Annotated in this window: 22 protein-coding genes; 8 read left to right on the forward strand and 14 right to left on the reverse strand. The window is 34.9% G+C overall.

Features of this window, described 5'->3' with window-relative positions; genetic code table 11:
• The 7 genes from F1003_RS11010 to F1003_RS11040 form a co-directional block, all read right to left on the reverse strand.
• Positions 1-456, reverse strand: coding sequence for a MarR family winged helix-turn-helix transcriptional regulator (locus tag F1003_RS11010; protein ID WP_155089474.1), 456 nt, complete (start codon positions 454-456; stop codon positions 1-3).
• A 129-nt stretch (positions 457-585) separates the two neighbouring features.
• A complete protein-coding gene (locus F1003_RS11015) occupies positions 586-978 on the reverse strand; it encodes a hypothetical protein (protein ID WP_155089475.1) in 393 nt (130 codons plus the stop codon).
• Positions 979-1,066: 88 nt separating this feature from the next.
• Positions 1,067-2,842, reverse strand: coding sequence for an AMP-dependent synthetase/ligase (locus F1003_RS11020; RefSeq protein ID WP_155089476.1), 1,776 nt, complete (start codon positions 2,840-2,842; stop codon positions 1,067-1,069).
• Positions 2,843-3,142: 300 nt separating this feature from the next.
• On the reverse strand, positions 3,143-3,949 hold the full coding sequence (locus F1003_RS11025) for a helix-turn-helix domain-containing protein (protein ID WP_155089477.1): 807 nt from the start codon (positions 3,947-3,949) through the stop codon (positions 3,143-3,145).
• 62 nt (positions 3,950-4,011) lie between these two features.
• On the reverse strand, positions 4,012-7,788 hold the full coding sequence (purL, locus tag F1003_RS11030; protein WP_155089478.1) for a phosphoribosylformylglycinamidine synthase: 3,777 nt from the start codon (positions 7,786-7,788) through the stop codon (positions 4,012-4,014).
• Between the two features lie 142 nt (positions 7,789-7,930).
• Positions 7,931-9,007 (reverse strand): endonuclease, encoded by a 1,077-nt coding sequence (locus tag F1003_RS11035; protein WP_155089479.1) that lies wholly within the window; start codon positions 9,005-9,007, stop codon positions 7,931-7,933.
• 9 nt (positions 9,008-9,016) lie between these two features.
• Positions 9,017-10,228 carry an RsmB/NOP family class I SAM-dependent RNA methyltransferase gene (locus F1003_RS11040; protein WP_155089480.1) on the reverse strand — a complete coding sequence of 404 codons (1,212 nt, stop codon included), beginning with the start codon at positions 10,226-10,228 and terminating at the stop codon, positions 9,017-9,019.
• Positions 10,229-10,482: 254 nt separating this feature from the next.
• Between F1003_RS11040 and F1003_RS11045 the strand changes: the two genes are divergently transcribed.
• The 4 genes from F1003_RS11045 to F1003_RS11060 all read left to right on the forward strand — a co-directional run bounded on the left by F1003_RS11045 (position 10,483) and on the right by F1003_RS11060 (position 13,235).
• Positions 10,483-11,061, forward strand: a complete 579-nt coding sequence (locus F1003_RS11045) for an RNA polymerase sigma factor (protein WP_155089481.1) — start codon at positions 10,483-10,485, stop codon at positions 11,059-11,061.
• Between the two features lie 40 nt (positions 11,062-11,101).
• Positions 11,102-11,422, forward strand: a complete 321-nt coding sequence (locus tag F1003_RS11050; protein WP_155089482.1) for a hypothetical protein — start codon at positions 11,102-11,104, stop codon at positions 11,420-11,422.
• Positions 11,419-11,913, forward strand: a complete 495-nt coding sequence (locus tag F1003_RS11055; protein WP_155089483.1) for a hypothetical protein — start codon at positions 11,419-11,421, stop codon at positions 11,911-11,913. The genes F1003_RS11050 and F1003_RS11055 overlap by 4 nt, the downstream gene beginning before the upstream one ends.
• A 248-nt stretch (positions 11,914-12,161) precedes the next feature.
• Complete coding sequence (locus tag F1003_RS11060) at positions 12,162-13,235, forward strand: WD40/YVTN/BNR-like repeat-containing protein (protein ID WP_155089484.1); 1,074 nt, start codon at positions 12,162-12,164, stop codon at positions 13,233-13,235.
• Between the two features lie 115 nt (positions 13,236-13,350).
• Here F1003_RS11060 and F1003_RS11065 read toward each other — a convergent pair whose 3' ends face one another.
• From F1003_RS11065 to F1003_RS11095, 7 genes are all read right to left on the reverse strand, one after another.
• Positions 13,351-13,800: a sensor of ECF-type sigma factor gene (locus tag F1003_RS11065; RefSeq protein WP_155089485.1), complete on the reverse strand. Its 450-nt coding sequence runs from the start codon at positions 13,798-13,800 to the stop codon at positions 13,351-13,353.
• A 15-nt stretch (positions 13,801-13,815) separates the two neighbouring features.
• Complete coding sequence (locus F1003_RS11070; RefSeq protein ID WP_155089486.1) at positions 13,816-14,319, reverse strand: hypothetical protein; 504 nt, start codon at positions 14,317-14,319, stop codon at positions 13,816-13,818.
• Positions 14,320-14,421: 102 nt separating this feature from the next.
• Complete coding sequence (locus tag F1003_RS11075) at positions 14,422-14,964, reverse strand: RNA polymerase sigma factor (protein WP_155089487.1); 543 nt, start codon at positions 14,962-14,964, stop codon at positions 14,422-14,424.
• 296 nt (positions 14,965-15,260) lie between these two features.
• Positions 15,261-17,087: an ABC transporter ATP-binding protein gene (locus F1003_RS11080; protein WP_155089488.1), complete on the reverse strand. Its 1,827-nt coding sequence runs from the start codon at positions 17,085-17,087 to the stop codon at positions 15,261-15,263.
• Between the two features lie 3 nt (positions 17,088-17,090).
• Entirely contained in the window at positions 17,091-18,818 is a 1,728-nt protein-coding gene (locus F1003_RS11085) for a phospho-sugar mutase (RefSeq protein WP_155089489.1), read from the reverse strand.
• 77 nt (positions 18,819-18,895) lie between these two features.
• The gene (locus F1003_RS11090) at positions 18,896-19,846 is read right to left on the reverse strand and encodes a glycosyltransferase family 2 protein (RefSeq protein WP_155089490.1); all 951 of its coding nucleotides are present in this window, start codon (positions 19,844-19,846) and stop codon (positions 18,896-18,898) included.
• A gap of 53 nt (positions 19,847-19,899) precedes the next feature.
• Positions 19,900-20,415 carry a DUF4199 domain-containing protein gene (locus tag F1003_RS11095; protein ID WP_155089491.1) on the reverse strand — a complete coding sequence of 172 codons (516 nt, stop codon included), beginning with the start codon at positions 20,413-20,415 and terminating at the stop codon, positions 19,900-19,902.
• Positions 20,416-20,575: 160 nt separating this feature from the next.
• Here F1003_RS11095 and F1003_RS11100 point away from each other — a divergent pair, with 160 nt between their 5' ends.
• The 4 genes from F1003_RS11100 to F1003_RS11115 all read left to right on the forward strand — a co-directional run bounded on the left by F1003_RS11100 (position 20,576) and on the right by F1003_RS11115 (position 23,822).
• Entirely contained in the window at positions 20,576-20,827 is a 252-nt protein-coding gene (locus F1003_RS11100; protein ID WP_155089492.1) for a type B 50S ribosomal protein L31, read from the forward strand.
• 145 nt (positions 20,828-20,972) lie between these two features.
• Positions 20,973-22,148: a GlmU family protein gene (locus F1003_RS11105; RefSeq protein WP_155089494.1), complete on the forward strand. Its 1,176-nt coding sequence runs from the start codon at positions 20,973-20,975 to the stop codon at positions 22,146-22,148.
• 5 nt (positions 22,149-22,153) lie between these two features.
• Complete coding sequence (locus F1003_RS11110; RefSeq protein WP_155089495.1) at positions 22,154-23,059, forward strand: TolB family protein; 906 nt, start codon at positions 22,154-22,156, stop codon at positions 23,057-23,059.
• Positions 23,060-23,108: 49 nt separating this feature from the next.
• On the forward strand, positions 23,109-23,822 hold the full coding sequence (locus tag F1003_RS11115) for a lysoplasmalogenase family protein (RefSeq protein ID WP_155089496.1): 714 nt from the start codon (positions 23,109-23,111) through the stop codon (positions 23,820-23,822).
• The last annotated feature ends 7 nt before the right edge of the window (positions 23,823-23,829 follow it).

Below are 23,829 nucleotides of genomic sequence, written 5' to 3' on the forward strand. Positions count from 1 at the left end.
TTATTTTATACTGTGTTCGTTTTGGTTGTAAATTTGTTTATTTGAAATCATGTTGTTGATGATTTCCGCTACCTTATAAAAACCTATCAGTTCATCTTCAGTGACATTTGCTCTAATAGTTTCATTAAAAGTCAACACTTTCTCTCTAGAATAAGCCCTTTTTTCCCTTCCGAATTCGGTTAAATGGATTAAAACCCCACGGCCATCTTCTGGATTTGGCTTTCTAATGATTAGACCTTTTTCCTCCATCATTTTTAATGTGCGAGATAAGCTAGTGGCTTCCATACCCATTTTAGGACCAAGAGATGTTGAAGGTGTACCATTTTCTGGGTCTATACTCAATAAAGCAAACCCGGTAGCCATTGTAGAGCTGAATTTTGCAGCTTCCTCGTTGTACATTTTGTTAACTGCTAACCATGTGGTTCTCAGTATGTAATCGATGGTTTTGTCTTTCATATAGTTTTAATGAATTCCAAAGATAATAAAAAATACTATGCGTGCATAATAAATTTATTTAAAATTGTTCTATATAAAAAGCGTTTCGGTGAGAAACGCTTAAAATTTATTGGGTAAGGTGTATGGGCCTTAATTCACTTTTCCGTTTACTAGACCTATCACAGCACCCACAATTGCAGCCATAACGATTGATATGGCAATATCTGTAGCAAATGTTTGAAAGTCTGCACTCGTATCCATTGCCATATTAAAGAAGTTGGCTATTAGTCCCATAAAGAGGCCTATTATGGCACCTGCTTTTGCACCAGTAGCGAGCGTAGTAATTTGTGCCCACTTATTATAAATATAAGACATAAAGAAACTAAAAGAGAAGCACCCTAGCGTTATGTACAATAAAGCATTAGAACCTTCCTCTGGTTGTGGAAAAATGTCGGAGAATATAATGCCATAGAATAGCCAGCCTAAAAGCCAATCTACAACACCACCTACCAGTCCTGCAATTACAAAAGTTTTTGTTTTCATAATATTATATAATTTAGTTAGTATGTCTAAATATATAACAAAATGCCTAAAGTATTAATAATGAGTAGGTAATGGATTACAATGTAATTTAGGATCTATAAATCTTTTCATAAAGTGCATCATACTTTTCGCGTATAACACTACGCTTCATTTTCATGGTAGGAGTAAGGTGACCTTCTTCTATGGTCCAAGCTTCTGGTGTGAGTTCAAAACGTTTTATTTGTTCCCATTTCCCAAATTTCTTGTTGTATTTGTCAACTTCTTTCTGAATACGTTCAATCACAATTTCAGAAGTAGAGATTTCTTGTTCGGTATTCCCTACGTTGTGCCCTTTTAGTTCTATCCAATCCCGAACAAATTCAAAATTAGGCTGAATGAGTGCACATGGCATTTTTTCACCTTCACCAACAACCATAACCTGTTCTATAAATAAGGACTGTTTTAAATCGTTTTCTAAAAGTGTTGGAATAATATATTTTCCACCAGAGGTTTTAAACATTTCTTTTTTACGACCAGTGATTTTTAAGAAACCATCCTCATCAATTTCACCTTTATCACCAGTATGAAAGTAATCTCCCGTCATAACTTCCGCAGTCATTTCAGGATCTTTGTAGTAACCCATCATAACATTTGGTCCTTTAATTAAGATTTCACCATCCTCAGCAATCTTTACCTCTACATTATCTATTGGTTTACCTACGGTACCTATTTTGTAATGTTTGTCCTTGTACATACCAACGGAAACTACAGGAGAGGTTTCCGTTAAACCGTAGCCTTCCATTACTTGCATGCCAGCTGCGCCAAAAACTCTCGCCAATCTTGGTTGAAGCGCTGCACTGCCAGATACCATTGTGCCTAACTCGCCACCAAGAGCTTCTCGCCATTTACTAAAGATTAATTTATTGGCTATTTTTAGTTTAAACTCATACCAAGCACCATTTTTTCCATAGGGCTCCCATTGCTCACCTAAGCCGACGGCCCAAAAGAACAAACCTTTTTTAATGCCAGAGAGTTCTTCGCCTTTAAGCATTATTTTGTCAAAAACTTTTTCCAATAGTCGTGGGACAACACTCATAAGATTAGGCTTTATCTCTTTAGCATTATCACCAATTTTGTCTAGTGCTTCTGCAAAATAGATTGAAGTTCCTGCATATTGATATACATATATGAGTACGCGCTCAAAAATATGACAGATTGGTAAAAAACTTAAAACTCTGGTTTCACCTGTAGGTGGAAGAGGTACTCTTGGAGTACTATCCAATACGTTACTTGTGATATTCCAGTGAGAAAGCATGACTCCTTTTGGTCGTCCTGTTGTACCAGATGTATAGATAATCGTTGCCAGATCTTCGGGCTTAACGGCATCTTTTCTTGCTTCAACTTCTGGTTGATTAATTTCATCTTTTCCTAATTCAAACAGTTCAGAATAGTGTTTACACCCATTAATGGTATTGAATGAATACACTTCCTTTAACTTAGTTTTGTCTTGGATTTTTCTAACTTTTTCAAGCACTTCTTCGTCTGAAACAAAACAATAAATAGACTCGCTATGATTGAGTACATATTCGTAATCTTCAGCACAAATAGTCGGATAAATAGGAATGTTCTGCGCACCAGTTTGAAGAATCCCTATATCCATAATATTCCATTCTGTTCTGTTAGTTGAGGATATAACAGCTATTTTGTCATTTTTCTGCACACCCATTTTTAAAAGGGCACGACTCACAGCATTTGCTTTTTCTAGGTATTCTTTGGTAGACATCGGTGTCCATTTACCATCATATTTGGTAACCAATGCACTTTTATTGGGTTTATGCTCTAATTGGTAATAGGGAAAATCAAAAAGACGAGTTACTTCTGTCATATATAAAGATACTAGTTAAGGGATATTGCGAAAATATGAAATTTACAGTTATTATTTTAAAGAGTCAAAATTTATAAATAAAGTAGAGCTCTTTTGTTGACAGTGCTTTAAATACTCAATGCAGAAAAATCAAAGGGCCTTAACGAAAGTTAAAGCCCTTTAATATAAATGATACTTTTAACCCTAATTACTAATAAATTGTAAGCATTTCCCTAAGTAATTAACCCTTTATTAGCAAAAAAAAGTATCTCATCAAATGTAAATACAATAAATGACGATTTGATGTAAATTATCGAAATGCTACTTGTTTAAATATTTATTTAAGAATGGATGTTCGGTTTTAAAATAGTCCTTTGGTGACTGCTTCATAAAATGTTTAAAGTCTCTGGTAAAATGAGAACGATCGTAATAATTATACATATAGATTAAATCTTTTAACTTTATAGTATTGCTCTCGTATTTACGCATTAACTTCACAAAACGATATAAGCGTATATATCTGCCAGGAGTTAACCCAACGATGTTCTTAAAATGGGTTTCAAGAGTCTTTTGGCTAAAATCTACGTAAGCTAACAAGTCATAGGTGTTTAGCATACCTTCTTTAGAATGGATATGAGCTATTAACCCGTCAATTATATCTACAACAGAATCATTTTCATTGGGTAGTTTTAAAATGGCTTGCTTTAAATTTTGAACTAATTTGGGTATGTCACTTTCATGTTCTATAAAAATAGTATTGAGCAAATTATGTAGCTCTTTGGAAAAAGAATCTAGAAGCACATGTTTGTTCTTAATTTTTGAAACATCTAATTTTGTTAACTTATATAATGTAGTTGGATGCAACATCATTCCAAAAGAATGCCCTTTTTCTTCAACTAAAAACTGAAATGATTCATAGAATTGACCAGTCACAATTAGTCCACTGAGCTCGGTCTCTTTTTTTTTATAAATAAATCTATGTTGATTTTTAAAAATAAAGGTAATTGCTGTAGAACACACCGGCAAAACGGTAGATTCAAATGGCAGATCGCTATCATCAAAAGTGAGATGGAAAAATTCTTCCACTAAAGAACTTACCCTATCAGTCTTATAATACTTTAGTGTCATACCTACATTGCTTATGTAAGTAAATTACGACAAAAATATTAATAACTAAAATTTAAATGTCCTTATTTATTTTCAATCCATTTCCTAGCATTCACAAAAGCCTCAAGCCAAGGTGAAACTTCATCTTTTCTGTCTTTTGGATAATACGCCCAGTTCCATTGAAAGATGGAGCGTTCTATATGTGGCATTGTGACCAAATGACGACCTGTAGCATCACACATCATTGCAGTGTTAAAATCTGAATGATTAGGATTTGCGGGATAAGCATCATAACCATATTTAGCAACGATATCATACTTGTCTTCTGAGTAAGGCAATTTGAATTTACCTTCACCGTGGGAAATCCACACACCTAAAGTTGAGCCTTCCAGGCTAGAAAGCATTACAGAATTGTTTTTTTGAATTTTCACCGATGTAAATACGCTTTCGTGCTTACCAGAATCGTTGTAGGTTAATTTTCCATGTTCGTCATGATCTGGATTCACAAGATCCAATTCCATCCACAATTGTGCTCCGTTACAAATACCAACAGAAAGTGTGTCCTCTCTTTCGAAGAAATCTTTAATGACTTTGTTTGCCTTTTCATTGTATTTAATCGCTCCAGCCCAACCTTTGGCAGAACCCAATACATCCGAATTACTAAAACCACCAACGGCTCCTAAAAACTGAATGTCTTCAAGCGTTTCCCTTCCCGAAATTAAATCGGTCATATGCACATCCTTAACATCAAAACCAGCTAAGTACATGGCGTTTGCCATTTCGCGTTCTGAATTGCTTCCTTTTTCTCTTAGGATTGCAGCTTTTGGTCGCGTACTGTCATTGCGAGCCTGCCTGTCGGCAGACAGGGAACTTTTTTGTGACGTGGCAATCTCATCACTAAAAACAGATTGCTTCACTTCGTTCGCAATGACGTCTTGAAGTTGCCCTGTAAAATGATCTGGAAAAGTATATTCTAGGGGCTGTTTTTTATAATTGTTGAAACGCTCTTTTGCCAATCCATTAGCCGTTTGCTTTTGGTCGAGTAGGTAAGAGGTCTTGTACCACATATCTCTTAATTTCGAGACGGTCATGTTAAACGATTCATTACCATTAATAATGCCCAAAGCATCACTATTCATTACTTTTCCAATGTTGTGGAACTCAATGTTGGCATCTTTTAAAATGCTTTCTACTGAATTATCCTCAGCTTGAAAAACAATACCTGCATTTTCGGCAAAAAGAACTTTAAATGAATCTTCTTCCTGTAGGCCTGTGAGATTTAGTTCTGCTCCTAAGTTATTATCTGAAAAACAGAGTTCTAACAAGGTTGTGATTAAACCACCTGAAGCTACATCGTGTCCAGCAACAATTTTATCATTCTTAATTAATTTTTGAATCGTATTAAAAACGGTTTTGACGTACTCTGCACTCTTAATATTTGGTGTAGCGGAACCAATCTTATTATTGATTTGAGCGAAAGAACTTCCTCCCAACTTATACGAATCTTGTGATAAATTGATATAGTAAATTGAACCTTTTCCTTTTTGAAAAACGGGTTCTACAACTTTAGTAATATCGTTACAATTAGCAGCGGCAGAAATGATTACTGTACCAGGAGAGATAACATCACCATCAGGATATTTTTGTTTCATCGAAAGTGAATCTTTTCCTGTTGGGACATTGATGCCCAAATCTATTGCAAAATCCGACACAGCTTTTACAGCTTGATACAAACGTGCGTCTTCACCTTCGTTTTTACAAGGCCACATCCAGTTGGCAGATAACGACACACTTTTCAATCCATCCTTTAATGGTGCCCAAATAATGTTAGTCAACGCTTCAGCAATTGAATTTCTGCTACCAGCTTCAGGATTAATTAATCCCGAAATAGGCGAGTGCCCAATTGAAGTCGCAATACCCTCTTTTCCCTTAAAATCCAATGCCATAACTCCGACATTGTTCAAAGGTAATTGTAAAGGGCCAGCACATTGTTGTTTGGCAACTTTACCACCAACACAGCGGTCAACCTTGTTTGTTAACCAATCTTTACAAGCGACAGCTTCGAGTTGCAAAACCTGGTCTAAATAATCGTAAAACTTATCTCTACTGTAAGCAACGTCGGTATATTCTTTTTTTACGGTAGTATCCTTCATTATAGTTTTAGGTGAACTACCAAACATATCCTCTAAATCCAAATCCATAGGTTTGTCTCCTTTGGTTTTAGATTCAAAACAAAAGTGCTTATCGTCGGTAACATCACCAACTGTGTAAAGTGGTGATCTTTCTCGCTCGGCAATTTTGCTTATATGGTCTAAGTTTTTCTCAGCAATCAATAAACCCATACGTTCTTGGGACTCATTACCGATAATTTCTTTGTTAGATAAGGTTGGGTCACCAACAGGGAGTTGATCTAAATCTATGCAACCACCTGTGTCTTCAATAAGTTCAGAAAGACAATTGAGGTGTCCACCAGCTCCGTGATCGTGAATGGAAATGATATCGTTTTTTTCGTTTTCTACCATACCACGCACAACGTTAGCGGCACGTTTTTGCATTTCAGGGTTAGAACGTTGTACAGCATTCAATTCAATACCAGAGGCAAATTCACCAGTATCAGCCGATGATACTGCTGCACCTCCCATACCAATTCGGTAATTATCACCGCCTAAAACAACGATTTTGTCACCTGCTACAGGTGTTTCTTTAATAGCTTGGTCGCGTTTGCCGTAACCAACACCACCAGCCAGCATAATGACTTTGTCATAACCTAGTTTTCTAGCTATTCCGTTGCTTGCCGTCGAAACGTCATTTGATTCATCATGCTCAAAAGTAAGAACTGATCCACAAATCAATGGCTGACCAAACTTGTTACCAAAATCTGAAGCTCCGTTACTGGCTTTAATTAAGATGTCCATTGGAGTTTGGTATAGCCATTTACGCTCAGGAAATGCTTTTTCCCATGGACGCTCTTCATTTAATCTTGAATATGAGGTCATGTAAACCGCTGTTCCTGCTAATGGTAAAGATCCTTTTCCACCAGCCAATCTATCTCTAATTTCTCCACCAGAACCTGTGGCAGCACCATTAAAAGGCTCAACGGTTGTTGGGAAATTATGTGTTTCTGCTTTCAGAGAAATAACAGATTCAAAATCTTTAGTTGCGTAGTAATCTGGTACGTCTGCACGTTGTGGTGCAAATTGCTCAACAACTGGGCCTTTTATAAAAGCGACATTGTCTTTGTATGCCGAAACAATGTCGTTAGGGTTTTGTTTAGAGGTTTCTTTTATAAGTTTGAAAAGAGAGGTTTCTTTTTCTTCTCCATCAATAACAAATGTGCCATTGAATATTTTATGACGACAGTGCTCTGAGTTTACTTGAGAAAACCCAAACACTTCAGAATCCGTTAACGGTCTGCCAATACGTTTTGAAACACCTTCGAGATACGCAACTTCTTCATCACTAAGCGCCAAACCTTCAGCTTCATTATATGCTGAAATATCTTCAATTTGTTTAATATCTTCAGGTTGAATGTCAATCGTGAAGATTTCTTGATTCAATCCTGAAAATTTTTCAGAAATCATAGGGTCGTAACCTTTGAAGTCTTCTGCACAGTTTGTGAACTCTTCAATTCTTAAGATACCATCAATTCCCATATTTTGGGTAATTTCTACAGCATTTGTACTCCACGGAGTAATCATTGCTGCTCTGGGACCAACAAAAAAAGCATCTATTGATGCTTGTTCTATTTTAGGCTGGTCGCCAAATAACCATGTCAGTTTAGAAATGGTTTCCGTTGATAATTCTTTTGTTGCTTGAACAGCAAAAACTTTGCTATTTTGGTTTCCGAAGAAATGAATCATTATGTGCTCTGTTGATTAGAAAATTAAAAGCACAAAGTTAATTCATTTTAAGATAATGTAGGCTATTAATTGATTGACAATACTAAGACTTATTCAACAGGTTTTAAACAAAAAAAAGCAGCTTTAAAAGCTGCTTTTTAATTTATGATTTTATCAACTTTTTACTGACCGTCCTATTTTTTTGAATAAACTTAACAATATACAATCCACTTTTAAGATTACTAATGTTAATATCCATTGATTCATTCACTTTTCTAATGAAAACTCGCTTTCCTAACACATCGTAAATTTCAATTCTGGTTTCAATACTATTTGGTAACTTAATACTAACAGTATGTGAAGCCGGATTAGGAGACAAGCTAAACAATGTGTCTTGCTCGACGTCTTCAACAGAAAGTGTTCCCCAAGTATCTTCTGGTTCTTCATCTCCGCCCCAAATGACTTTAGCTAAATATGGGTTGTCTATAAATGGATTACGATTACCATATGTCGATTCCAAAAGATTGTTACGATTGTTTTCAATTTCAGAAACCGGATCGGTCGCATTCCACTCCAATAATACCTGAAGCATATCTGTAGTGCCTTCTTTAGGACCTGCAGCGTTATACTCAGGTAAACAACGATCTCCATACCTAACGTACATATACATCATAATACGAGCTACATCACCTATCCATTCATCTCCAGGGTACCAATTACCACTGCCTACATCACCAGAGCTGATGCCAGATCCAGTTGCGAATAATTTACTACCTCTATTGCCATTGCGCTGCACATCACTCGCTCTTAAATTGTGTGGATCTGCAACGATACCAACTGAAGAATTATTGGCACTACCCATTGATGGATCTGCATTAGATCTTGCAAACACATGTTCTCTATTATAATCGCAATTATTTCCTCCAAAGTCATCTTTGTTCCTTATGCGTCTATCATTAGAACTTAGACAAAGCTCATTATCTACATAACCATAAACTAAGAGAACATTGGTGTTAGTTGCATCATTTGGATCTAAATCCATAATCTGAATATCATCTCTTGCATCACCATAATTATATGTTCCGACTGTATTGTTACTAATTTTTAGCTGTAAGGCATCATACATTTCTTGTCCAGTAAGCGTGAAGTCCACATTGTTCTGTCCGTTAGAATAGTAGGGTTGTTGTGAAAACACTATCCCACTTAAAAATAATAATGCTATAAAGTAAATTTGTTTCATAGGTGTATTTTATTTTTTTTCTAATAATGCCATATAAAATCCGTCAAAACCAGATTTGTGGGCTAATATTTTTTTATCCTTTATTAAATTAAATTCTTTTCCAGCCTCCGAAGTTAAGAATTTTTCTACTTGTTCTTGGTTTTCAGAAGGTAAAACAGAACAGGTCGCATAGACCATTTTGCCACCAGATTTTACCATTTTAGAGTATTGCTCTAAAACTTCAGACTGTGTTTTTTTGATATTTTCAATAAACTCTGGCTCTAATTTCCATTTAGCGTCAGGATTTCGTCTTAAAACACCTAAACCAGAACATGGTGCGTCAATCAATAAACGATCCGCTTTTCCATACAGTTTTTTTATAGGTTTGGTAGAGTCAATCACCTTCATCTCAATATTATGAACACCATTACGACGTGCTCTAATCTTTAACTTTTTCAACTTACTTTCGTAAATATCCATAGCTATGACCTGACCTTTATTCTCCATCAATGCTGCTAAATGCAAAGTTTTGCCTCCTGCACCTGCACAAACATCTACAACTTTCATGCCTGGTTTTACATCAAGAAAATCTGCAACTAATTGAGATGATGCATCTTGTACCTCGAACCAGCCATTTTTAAAGGCTTCGGTTTTGAAAACATTGGCACGTTCCTTTAGTTTTAGTGCTGAAGGATGGTCTGGTAGAAATTCAGTTTCAATATCTTCAGACTGTAACTTTAGTTGAAGATCTTTTTTATTGGTCTTTAAGGTGTTCACTCTTAAAATGACATCCGCTTGCTCGTTTTGCTTCTCTATTTCTTTAGTCCATTCGGCTTCACCTAATTCGTTCAGGCCTAATTCATCTATCCAATCTGGAATAGATTCGCGATACTTTCTAATTTTTGATAATTCGTCAAATCGTCCTTTTATTTTGCGTGATGGAGTATCGGTGAAGTATTTCCAGTCTGGGAGCTTAATTCCTTTTAATGTTGCCCAAACAGCAAAGATTCTCCATAAATTATCTCTATCAAAGGGCTCTTTTACGTCTGCAATTTCTGAATAGAGTCGCTTATAACGCACAATTTCGTAAACGGTTTCTGCGATAAAACCTCTATCTCGACTTCCCCAACGCTTATCGCGTCTCAACAATTGCTGAACCACCTTGTCGGCATATTCGTTTTCATTGAAGATTTTGTGTAAACCATCAATGACTGCAAAGCATAAATTTCGGTGTAGTCGCATTTTTTTTTAAGTTATCAGTCTCAGTTATCAGTCTTCAGAATACTATTGCTATTGTTTTGGTTGAATCTATAAGACAACTGTATACTGAGACTGCAAACTGCGAACTTTTTAAGAGCATGCAAAGGTAATAGAAAAGTTGGGATGTATGGTAGTTTATTATAAAGTCTTTATCTTTTGATAATTAATAGAAATAGACGCAAGTTTTTCGCTAAAATTGCATCTATATATAATAACCTTCATAGCAAGATATTTTTTTGACTGAAACAGAATTTATAAAAGAATTACAACTAAAAAGTACTGCTGCTTACAGCAAACTTGTTGACGATTTTCAGCAAAAAGTCTTTGGCACTTGTATGTCCTTTGTGCCTAACGTAGAAGATGCGGAGGATATAGCGCAAGATGTGTTTGTTGAGGTTTTTAATTCTATTTCAAAATTTAAAGGAGAATCTAAATTATCGACATGGATTTATAGAATCACCACTAATAAATGTCTGGAGTTTATTAGAAAAAAGAACACAAAAAAGCGTTTTGCTTTTATGCAGTCCATAACTGGTAACGCGATTCCGATTGATAAGACAAATTATTTTACGGAAATCAATCATCCGGGAATTTTGTTAGAAAACAAAGAGCTTAACGCAACGTTATTTAAGGCCATAAGTAGTTTGCCAGAAAGTCAGGGCGTGATTTTTACCTTGCATAAAGTGGATGGAAAGAGTTATCAGGAAATAGCCGAAATAACAAATAGAACATTATCTTCTGTGGAGTCGGTAATGTTTAGAGCGAAGAAGAATTTACAAAAGTTATTGGAAGATTATTATAAAAATGAATATTAGCACAAGTTTTTAATGACTTTTGCATCTAAATACAACGAGTATGAGAACGAACCCTGAAATAAAAAAGAAAGTTGAACAGACTTTGTCTTCTATTGAGCAAATGGAAGAAGTGAAGGTGTCTCCTTTTTTTAAGGAAAAAGTAATGCATCAAATTAGAAATGCATCAGAAGATAAGAACGAGACTATTTTGTCCTGGTTTACTCCAAAACTACAATTGGCAACCTTGGTCTGTATTGTGATACTTAATGTTATCGCGTTTTCAAACTTAGAGGACAATAATTATGATGAAAACATTAACGAATTTGCTGAGTCCTATGGTTTGTCAACAAATACTGATCTTGCAATATTAAATGACTTATGAAAAAGAACACCATTCTATACTTATTGATTATCATTCTTATAATTGCCAACGGATTTTTTCTGTACAATTATTTAGGGCATGATGATAAAAAGCGAGATAGACAAAAAGACAGAACAAGTTTTATTATAAAAAAGCTTGGTTTTGAGGGAGAGCAGATAGATAGCTTTAAAAACTTTAAAGACTTACACCGTGAAAGAATGCGTCTAATATCTGATGATATAAAAGTGTTGAAAGACAGTTTGTTTGATAAACTTCCTGAAGATGAGGTTTCGGAGTATTACATAGATTCGCTAACAAGTTTGATTGCGGAAAAAGAAAAAGCCAAGGATAAAGAAGTGTTTGCTTATTTTAAGAGGGTAAGGGATTTGTGCCAAGGTGATCAAAAGGAAAAGTTTGATAAAATTCTTAAAGATGCTCTAAATAAAGGAAATAGAAACCGCAGTGGAAAATCAAAGAGGGATAAGGGTCATCGACCGCCTCCTAAAGATTAGCAACGATATAAGTTTGACTTAAAGACCTTCAATTTTATTTGAAGGTTTTTTTTATGCTTTGTTTAACATTCTAAGCAACAAGTTTTTAGAGTGGATTGCATCTAAAGACTTAAAGAAGAAAAAACATAAGTCAACCTGTATTAAAACAAGAATTTGAGTTAGTCCAAAAATTTTTGATTTATTGTTAATTTGAAAGGCTTTGCGATAATCTCGCAAAGCTTTTCTATTTTTAGAGAAAATTGAAATGTATGAGATTTACAATTATTTGTTTTGTCTTGATTGTTTTGTGTTCGTGCCATTCTGAAAAACCGACAAAACAGAGAAATTTTTCTAAAGTTGAGATTAATGCATTGCATGAGGATACCTTATTTAATATTAGGGCTTTGGAATTATTAAAGAAGGATAGAGGATGTATATTTTTAAATTCGGATGGGCGAGGAGGATTGGTCATGGAAGAATTGAGGGCTAATAAGCCAGACACAACTGTCGTTTATGATTATTTCCATAAGATAAACACGAATATTATACTGAATTATCGTTCGGTTGCGACTACTAATAAAGATCACTACGGATTGACTATTGGAAGTCCGGCCTATCTTCTAAGAGCTGCGCACGAATCACTAGATACAGTTTACAAAGAAACCCACCCAAAAACCTTCTACGATTCCATGGACTTCTGGAACGACCAAGAAGGCATTGCCATTGGTGATCCTACAGACGATTGTATGAGTGTTATCATTACCAGAGACGGAGGAGAAACATGGGCAAAACTATCTTGCGATGATTTACCAAAAGCTAAAGAAGGGGAGGCCGCATTTGCTGCGAGTGATACTAACATCGCTATTGTCGGCTACCATACTTGGGTAGCCACAGGAGGTAAAGCGAGTAGAATTTTATATTCACCAGATAAAGGCAAAACATGGGAATTATACGACACTCCAATTATACAAGGCAAGGAAACTACTGGTATGTATTCCATAGATTTTTATGATGAAAATAACGGTTTTGCTATTGGTGGTGATTACACCAAACCTAACGATACACTAAACAATAAAATAAGAACCCAAGATGGCGGAAAAACCTGGCAAGTGGTAGCCAATGGCAAAGGTCCAGGTTATAGAAGTTGTGTGCAATATGTACCTAATAGCAATGCAAAGGAATTGGTTGCTATTGGTTTTAAAGGTATAGATTACAGCAATGATGCTGGTGAAACCTGGAAACATTTAAGCGATGAAGGGTTCTACACCATTCGGTTTTTAAATGATTCCGTGGCTTATGCTGCTGGCAAAGGACGGATAAGTAAGTTGACGTTTAGGGAGTAGATTTAGTGTTTAAAGAATAAAAACGAATTATTGTCATGCTGAACGTGTTTCAGCATCTTCAATAAGAATTACAACTAGATTCTGAAACGAGTTCAGAATGACAAATGAGCTAGGTTTAATTTTTTCTGTTGCGTTTGTCTCGCATTTGCTTTAGTCGTTCTAATAGTATTTTATTAAACTGATCTTCAGCAGCTTTTAGAAGTATGATTTTTTTTGAGGAGATCACTTCCTTTAAATCTTGTACAAGTTGTAATTTGGCTTCATGCATATCGGTTTCAGCCTTCATTAATTTTTCTAAGAGTTCTTTGGCTCTTTTGTCGGAGATATCACCACGTCGCATTTCTTGTTTTAAAGGCTGTAAGTCCTTAGACCTAATATCTTCCACTTTAGCTTCATAGGCATTATAGATAGGCCAGAACTGTTGTGCTTCTTCGGAGGTTAAGCTCAACTTTTCGGTAATGAATGCTATTTTTTGGGCTTTTATACGTTCTTGCATTTTGCCTCCATTTTGGGCAAAACTTGAAAAGCTTATTAACAACACTAGTATTGGGATTAATTTTTTCATAATTATGTTTAATATTTATTCTAACATAGCTTCTATATCTACATTGTCTAGTAAATATGATTCTAAGTTTTCTTCATTATAATTTGTCTGTGTTATTGTGAAGTCTTCTTCCAATATTTCTGCGTCAGAAAGTAATTGCGCTAACTCATAACTATCTAAATCTTGACTTTCGAGATAGGTTTCTACCATTTCCACTGAAAGTTCTTCAGTAGAACCACCTTTTCCTATAAATATGGCAAAAAGCAACACTAAAGATGCTGCAATACCAGCGATGTAATATAATCTTTTCCTAGAACTCAACTTCACTACCCGAGTTTCATCTTCATTCAATTTACGCATTACGTTGTCTTCAACGGAATCAAAATAATCCTTTGGGACTTTAAAACCTGTTGATTGCACATCACTTATCGATTGGCTTTCAGACATACGCTCAAAGAGTTTGTCCTCAAAGGATTCAAAGTAGTGGTCAGGTGTTTTAAAACCTGTTTTTTTAACGTTATGTAGCTTATTTTTTTTCATTTTTAGTTCCCTATAAGAGGAATCTTAATTAAACACTTCGACTGCGCTCAGTGTGACATTCTGGTTATTTCCACTTCTTTGACTTCAAATTACTAAAATGGTTTAATCCGAAGTTAAAAAGCTTTCTATTTTTTTTACTGCGATATGATATGATGCTTTTAAAGCTCCCTCGCTTGTTTCCAATATTTCTGATATTTCCTTGTATTTTAAATCGTCAAAGTATTTCATATTAAACACCAATTGTTGTTTTTGAGGTAAAGTAGCAATGGCTTTCTGCAATTTTAATTGAATGTCGTCACCTTCAAAATAAACATCTGCCGTTAAATTGTTTATGGCATAGGTTTGGTGTTCTTCGTTAGAAATCTGTAAGCGTTTAGCATTCTTGTTGATATGGGTTATGGATTCATTGGTTGCAATACGATACATCCAAGAAAATAATTTACTATCGCCCTTAAACTTGTCTATGCTTCTATGCACTTTAATAAAAGTATTCTGAAGTACATCATCAGCGTCATCATGGCTAATCACAATCTTTCGGATATGCCAATACAAACGTTCTTTATAGAGATTTAGAAGTTCTCTAAAAGCCGCTTCTTTAGATTTGGGATTCTGAAGACGTAATATGAAATCTGATTCGTCGGTCAAGCCAATTACTTTACTGTTTAGACCATTGAAATTACTAAAAGTTTAATGGATAAAAATATTAATTTTCTCTTCTGTTATTTAATCATTGAAAATCAGATAATTAGAATTTTAAACTTCGATAAAATGCAAAAAAATACGATAAAAAGCACTTTTTTCTTGTTTTGTAGAATTATTTATTATATGTTTGGCTCAGCTTAACCTATTAACTGTTATCAGTTTCCCCAAATCTGGTAACAAAAGAAAAGGATGCATGTAACAGTGCATCCTTTTTCCTTTTAAAATTTTGATAAAATAAGTTACTCAAAACTCTGCATTTCCACCAGTTTTTTATAGACCCCGTTTTTAGCAAGAAGCTCGTTATGTGTGCCTTTTTCAGCGATTTCACCTTTTTGCATTACCACAATTAAATCAGCATTTTGAATAGTGGAAAGTCTATGCGCAATAACAATTGACGTTCGATTTTTCATCATTTTTTCCAAAGCATCTTGAACAAGGCGTTCGCTTTCGGTATCTAATGCAGAAGTCGCTTCATCCAGAATCATTATTGGTGGATTTTTCAATACAGCTCTGGCGATGCTTAAACGTTGTTTTTGGCCACCTGAAAGTTTACCACCCGAATCTCCGATATTGGTATCAATGCCATTTGGTAAGTCTTTTACAAATTCCCAGGCATTGGCAATTTTAAGGGCCTCTATGATCTCTTCTTCTGTGGCATCTTCCTTTCCGATTCTAAGATTATTGGCAACTGTATCATTGAATAGAATGGAATCTTGGGTTACCAATCCCATTAGGCCACGCAATGAATTTTTGGTAAGGTTTTTAATATCTATGCCATCGATTGAAATACTGCCGTCATTGACATCGTAAAAACGTGTAACCAAATTGGCAATAGTACTTTTTCCACTACCAGATTGCCCAACCAAGGCAACACTCTTGCCTTTTGGGACTTTAACCGAAAAGTTTTTTAGTACATAATCGTCTTCATATTTAAAGAATACATTGTTTAGGCTAATATCTGATGTAAATTCGTCTTTTGTAAGGGCATCGCTTTTATCATCTAACGCACTGGTAGTTTCAATGATTTCCAAAATTCGTTCTGCCGCTGCATTTCCTGTTTTAACTTGGTAGCTCGCTTTGCTAATGGCTTTTGCTGGTGTAAGAATTTGATACGCAAGTGCCATATAACCAATAAAAGCACCTCCTGAAAGCGTTTGATCTACCATGACCATTTTACCGCCATACCATAGTAGGGCTGCAATGGTAGCAATACCCAAAAACTCACTTGTAGGTGAGGCAAGATTTTGACGATTCATCAATGTATTAGAAAAATTATAGAATCTGTTCGTTGAAGTTTGAAAATTTTTATAAAATCGGTTTTCTGCATTAAATCCCTTGATAACTTTTAAACCACTTAAGGTTTCTTCTAAAGTCGAAAGAAAAACTCCTTGTTCTCTTTGAACTTTATCGGATTTACGTTTTAGGCTTTTACCAATTCGAGATATAATGAATCCTGCAATTGGAATAAATATAAACACAAAAATGGTCAACTTCACCGATATCATAAACATGGCTACTATAGCAAAAATTATGGTCAAAGGTTCTTTTACGATAAGCTCTAAAACCGAAAGCATAGAATTTTTCACCATACTGACATCACCAGAAATCCTAGCTATGATATCACCTTTTTTCTTTTCAGAATAATAAGAAATAGGAAGCGTAACCACTTTGTGGTAAATTTCGTCCCTAATGTCTCTTAGTACACCATTTCTTAAAAACGTAATGAAAAATAATGCTAAATAGTTAAATAGGTTTTTTAACAGAAAAAGTCCAATAATCAGAATTATCATATACAATAATGCACGTTCAGGACCATCGGTTTCCGTGGTTGAGGTTACAACGTAATTGATATAATTCTCTGCGTAGTCTTTAATGTCTTTTACGCCATTGTAAGCAGGTTTTGCGTAAACTTTTTCACTTTCGCCAAAAAGAACATTAATCATAGGCATCAATGACACCATAGCCAATGTGCTAAAAAGTGCATAGAAAACATTACAGATAATATTTAATATGGCATAGCGCTTATAAGGAACTATAAAACGCGAAAGTTTTTTAATGTAATTCATTTACTATAGATTCATATCCTTGAGGATAGTGTCAATTCTATTTTCCAACAATTGCTCCGTTTCCTTAAAAGCAGACATATTGTCTAATTTGGTGTTTACGCTGATATAGAATTTTATTTTAGGCTCCGTGCCACTAGGTCTTAATGCAATTTTACTACCGTCTTCCGTATAGTAAATCAACACGTTGGATTTTGGGATATTAATTGTTGATTCAGAATTGTTTATAAGGTCTTTTGCTACAGATAATTGATAATCCTCAATGCGTACAACTTTAGAGCCATTGACTTCCTTTAGTGGATTTTCTCTGGCATCAATCATCATTTGTTTTATTTCTTGGGCACCTTCAATGCCTTTTTTGGTCAATGAAATTAAACGCTCTTTGTAGAAGCCATGTTTAACATATAAATCAATTAATTTTTCGTAAAGTGATTTGCCTTCAGCTTTAGCCTGTGCCGCAATTTCGCAGGCCAAAAGGGTAGAGGTAACGGCATCCTTATCACGGACAAAATCACCAACCATAAACCCAAAACTTTCTTCACCACCACCAATAAAATCGAGTTCAGGAAAATCCTTTATCATTTTGGCAATCCACTTAAATCCTGTTAAGCCAATTTTATACTCAACATCATAAGCATCAGCCAAAACGGACATCATAGGTGTAGATACAATAGTACTGGCAATAAATTGATTGCCATTTATTTTTCCTGAATTTTTCCATTGTTCTAAAAGGAAATCCGTCATTAATAACATGGTTTGGTTTCCATTTAGAATAACGAGCTCATTTTCCAAATTGCGAGTTACTACACCCAAACGATCACAATCTGGATCTGTGCCTATTACAATATCTCCATCTACTTTTTCGGCTAGTGCCATTGCCATTCTAAGTGCCTCTGGTTCTTCAGGGTTTGGTGATACAACTGTTGGGAAATCACCATTGGGATCAGCTTGTTCTTCAACAATGTTCACATTGGTGTAACCAGCACGCTTTAAAGTCTCTGGAATGGACATTATTGATGTTCCGTGTAAAGAGGTGAAAACCACATTCAAATTTTCTCTCGCTTCTTTGGATGTGTCAAAACTTCCATTTTTTATTGAATCGTCTATAAATACATCGTCAACAGCTTTACCTATGTATTCAATTAAACGAGAATTTGCTTCAAATTTAATTTCAGAATACTCCAGTTGGTTGATTTCAGTAATAATTTCACCGTCCTGTGGTGGTACTAATTGTCCGCCATCTTGCCAATAGACTTTATAACCGTTATATTCTGGTGGATTGTGTGAAGCCGTTAATACGATACCACAATGGCAACCTAAATGTTTTAAGGCAAAAGACAACTCTGGTGTTGGTCTTAAATCTGCGAATAAAAAAACCTGAATGCCATTGGCTGAAAATACATCAGCTACTACTTTTCCAAAAGTCTTGCTATTATGCCTGCAATCGTACGCAATAGCAACTTTTACATTTTCACCTGGAAATGACGCATTGAGGTAATTACTCAATCCTTGCGTATTCTTGCCTAACGTATATTTGTTAATACGATTGGTTCCTAGTCCCATAACACCTCGCATTCCGCCAGTACCAAACTCTAAATCCTTATAAAAACTTTCTTCCAGCCCTTTGGGATCAGAAGCTATCATGTGTTTTATTTGGTCTTGGGTATCCTTATCAAATGTTGGAGTAAGCCAACTGTTGACGCGCTCTAAAACTTCAGGTTTAATGTAAATCATGGATAAACGGTGTTTATACTACAAATGTAAACATTTCGACTTTTTATGTTTACAAAGTACCCAGTAAAATGAGGATGTTAGGATAAATTAATGTGATCTTTAATGTAATAGCGTTGCTCTTGGCGTTTGGTGCGCAAAATAAGTTCTCCTAAAAAGCCAGCAATAAAAAACTGGGAGCCAATAATCATGGTAGAAAGCGCTATATAAAACTGAGGTCTGTCAGTGATTAATCGACCAGTTGGGTCAAAGAACAATTTGTCCAGTCCTAGATAAAGTGCAAACCCAAAACCGATGATAAACATTATAACTCCAAGTGCGCCAAAGAGATGCATTGGACGTTTACCAAAGCGTGAAATAAACCAGATGGTAATGAGGTCTAAAAAGCCATTAATAAAACGATTCATGCCAAATTTGGTCTTACCATATTTTCTGGCTTGATGTTTCACCACCTTTTCGCCAATATTGGTAAACCCTGCATTTTTTGCCAAAACAGGAATATAACGATGCATTTCGCCATACACATCAATATGTTTAACCACTTGATTTGAATAGGCTTTTAAGCCACAATTAAAATCGTGTAGTTTTACTTTAGAAGTTCGTCTTGCTGCCCAATTGAATAATTTTGAAGGTAAATTTTTTGAGATAACAGAATCGTAGCGTTTCTTTTTCCAGCCTGAGACAAGATCATAACCTTCTGAAGTGATCATATTGTATAACTCAGGAATTTCTTCTGGATTATCCTGTAGATCAGCATCCATTGTAATGACCACATCGCCTTCTGCTTGTGCAAAACCTGCATGTAGCGCTTGTGACTTCCCAAAATTCTTTAAAAAACGAATCCCTTTAACATTTGGGTTGTTTTCCGATAGTTCAGAAATCACTTGCCAAGACTTATCAGTACTGCCATCATCGATGAACAGTATTTCGTAAGAAAACGAATTGGATTGCATCACAGACACAATCCAATTATGTAGTTCTTTTAAAGATTCTTCCTCGTTTAGTAGTGGTATTACTACTGATATGTTCATATAATGTTGTCTAAAGTCTAGACTTCAAAAATAAGAAATTATTTAAGGCTTACTTAAGAATTATTTTTCATTACTAATCCGGCAATCAATGACCAGATTAAACCAAAAAGTGCACTCATAGCAACCCAGAATGCAGAACCAATTAATGGATTGGTAAACATTTCAATCATTTTTAAGCTTTGCTCCACTTGTTCTTCTGTCATGTTTGGATTCTCAAGCATTTTATCTTTAGCAACCTCCAATGCTTGTGCCATAAATTCTGGATCAATTACGTAGTTAAAAATAAATCCATAGATTACATAAACAAGTGCACTTACCACAGCTATGGCTAAACCTACTTTAATAGCATCTCCTAAGCTCAAAACATTAGCATTAGCTTTTTTGTATTGCCCAATCGCATAAAAAATAACTACAGGGAATATAATGTAGTATAAATAATTTGGCCATTGCACTCCTTCTAGTGCCAAACCAGTAACATACATAATTACTGCAATAGATATCATTACTAGCCCTAAGATTAGGCCATAGTTAAGCGCAAATTTACCAGCCTTTGGTTTTTGATGTTCCATAATTAAAATGAGTTTTAGTGGTTAATTGTTTAGTTAGTACTCAAATATAGTTATTTGTTACAGTAAATTGTAAAATAAAAATTATTAAAAAGATTGTACATTTATAAAAAATACTTAAATTTGCACCTCGAAAAAATCGAAAATTTTAAAGCATTTAGTGATGAAAGCAGGAATACATCCAGAAAATTATAGAGTAGTAGCGTTTAAAGATATGTCTAACGAAGATGTATTTTTAACTAAATCTACTGCAGAGACAAATGAAACTATTGAGGTTGAAGGTGTTGAATATCCATTAGTGAAATTGGAAATTTCTAGAACTTCTCATCCTTACTACACTGGTAAGTCTAAATTGGTAGATACAGCTGGTCGTATTGATAAATTCAAAAACAAATACGCTAAGTTTAAGAAATAAACCTAGTTTACAGATAAACGTTAAAAGCCTTTCTATGTCAGAAGGGCTTTTTTGTTTTCTACAATTAAATTACTTTTGATACTGAAACAAGTATGATTTTCTAGAAAAGTTATTTCTGGCTTCGTGCTTCTAACTTCAAACTCTCATGAACTATATACTTTTCGATGGTCCATATCGCAACAATCTTTTGCCATTTACATATACCAGGCCAGTCGCTGATATTAGAGTGGGTATTTTAACCATTCGCCAAAAGTGGGAATCATATTTAGAATATACCACAACAACAGTAACCGAGGATTATCTTTCGGATAAATTCCCAATGGTGGAAATGGAGGAGAATATAATGATAAATGCGTCTTTTTTACCGAATCTTGAAGTTGTTGAGATGGTGAAAAACCTTAGTCATAACCAAGCGGTTTTTAAAGGAGAAAATGTGATTGCTTTTTTCGCAAAAGAAGGAGAGGAGGTCACTGATTTTTCAACATTTGAAGCTGTGGAGTTTGCAGGAGACATTATAAAAATTGAACATACTTGGGATATATTCTCAAAAAATGGTGAAGCTATCGAGGAAGATTTTAGATTGATTACAAAGGATAGAAAATCAAAGCCTATTCCAGCAACGGTAAATACTATAAAGCCAGAAAATATTTTTATTGAGAAAGGTGCAAAGCTCAATTTTGTGACACTGAATGCAAGCTCAGGACCCATTTATATTGGTCGTGACGCTGAGGTAATGGAAGGCTCAGTAGTTAGAGGACCTTTTGCCCTTTGTAACAATGCCACATTAAAACTGGCAACAAAAATTTATGGACCAACTACAGTTGGACCACACAGTAAGGTTGGAGGCGAAGTGAATAACTGTGTCCTTTTTGGCTATTCTAACAAAGGACATGATGGCTTTTTGGGAAATTCCGTTTTGGGCGAATGGTGCAATCTTGGTGCAGATACCAATAATTCTAACTTAAAGAATAATTATGCAGAAGTGCGCCTTTGGGATTACCAAACTGGTGGTTTTGCCAGAACCGGATTGCAATTTTGTGGACTCATGATGGGAGACCATAGTAAATGTGGTATCAACACTATGTTTAATACTGGTACGGTTGTTGGTGTAAGTGCTAATATCTTCGGAAGTGGTTTTCCACGCAATTTTGTCCCAAGTTTTTCTTGGGGAGGAAGCAAAGGTTTTGTAACCTATAAAACGAATAAAGCTTTTGAGGTTGCCGAAGTAGTGATGGCAAGACGTAAGGAAGAATTTACCGATAAGGATAAAGCCATTTTAGATTACGTTTTTGAAGAAACCAAACAATATAGAAGAGAATAGCTATTATGAAAACCAAATTTACAATACTGCTTTTACTAACCTTAGCCTATGGCTTTGCTCAAAGCGAAGACATTGAAGTAAAAAAACTAGAGATTAACACCAAACTCGATCATTTTGCAGCTCGAGTGGTAGGCGATAAAATCTTTTTTAGCTATAATCTTACAACTAAACGAGGTCGCGCGATTAAGGATAAGTACGATGGATTTATTTATATTATGTACGAAGCTCCGTTAAGCGAAGATGGTGAAATTAAGGACGAAAAACCTGTCGTTAAGACAGAGCTCGGCCGATTTAATATGTCTTCAGCTACATTTTCTAAGGATGGTAAGTATATGTATTTTACAACAAACCATATAGATAAGGGGGAGAACAAGTTAAAAGGTGTTGAAACCTATAATTTACAAATAAGACGTGCAGAATATGTAGAAGGTAAAGGTTGGACCAATTTTGAAACTTTACCATTCTGTGACCCTAATCATAATTTTGCTCATCCTGCTTTAAGTCCAGATGGATCCACACTCTATTTCATTGCTGATGTAAAAGGAACAAAAGGCAAATCTGATTTATACAAGGTTTCAGTCTCTAATCATAAAACCTATGGTGAAATTACACCATTGGGAGAAACCATCAATTCCTCACGTACCGAAATTTTTCCTTTTGTAAGTGCGGATAACAAATTGTATTTTACTTCAGATCGACGTGGCGGCAAAGGAGGTTTGGATATTTATGTTTATGATTTAGAATCTGGAGACGAGGAGCAGGTTCCAGTATCTTTAGACGAACCTATTAACAGTAGAGGTGATGATTTTTCTTTCTTTTTGAATGACGATTTAACTACGGGTTATTTGTCTTCAAGGCGCTATAGAGGCGAAGGTGGCGATGATTTGTATTATTTTTCAGAATTTAAATAATTGAATTGGTTATCAATCCGAAGTTGAAATTTAGGTAGAATTATATACTATGCGTAAAGTTTTTTCTTTTCATTTTGTTGGCTATCTAACTCTAATCATTGTTGTAGTAATTATTAATATTGCTCTAAAATATGGAGACGACTCGAGCTACTACCGTTATTTTGTAAAACCTATCGCCCCAGCACTAATATTACTTTATTTTATCAAGAATATTCAAAACTTTAAAAGAGAAAAAGCTTTACTTGTAATATCAGGGATACTTTTATTTTTTCTAGGTGATTTATTTTTTTTAGACCGCTATTCTGTATTCAGTTTTAATATTGCAATTGTGTTGTTGGTTTTAGCTAGAATTTGTTTTATAGTACGTTTTTTAAACCACGAAGATTTTAAAATAAAACGTATAATTCCATTCTTAATTTTCTGCAGTTTTTACATACTCTTTATTTTTACTGCAATTTCTAACAACTTAAAAGATATTTATTTTATTCAGGTGTTGGTTTATTTCTTCGTTTCACTTTTATTTGGTTTGTTTACCTATCTCAGATACAGGGCAGTAAATAACACTAGTTTTATCCTAGTTCTTATTGGTTACTTATTAATGTTAATTGTAGATGGTTTAACTGCATTAAACATGTTTTCGTCTGGCTTTCAATATAATTTTTTTAGTAGTTCAGTAATTGCGTTAGCATTTAACCTATCTCAGTTTTTTATTGTCGTGGGCCTATTAAAAGAACATCCACAACCGTCACAGATTAAACCATAATCCTCTA

It is taken from the genome of Winogradskyella ouciana, from assembly GCF_009709615.1.
Taxonomy (GTDB): Bacteria; Bacteroidota; Bacteroidia; order Flavobacteriales; family Flavobacteriaceae; genus Winogradskyella; species Winogradskyella ouciana.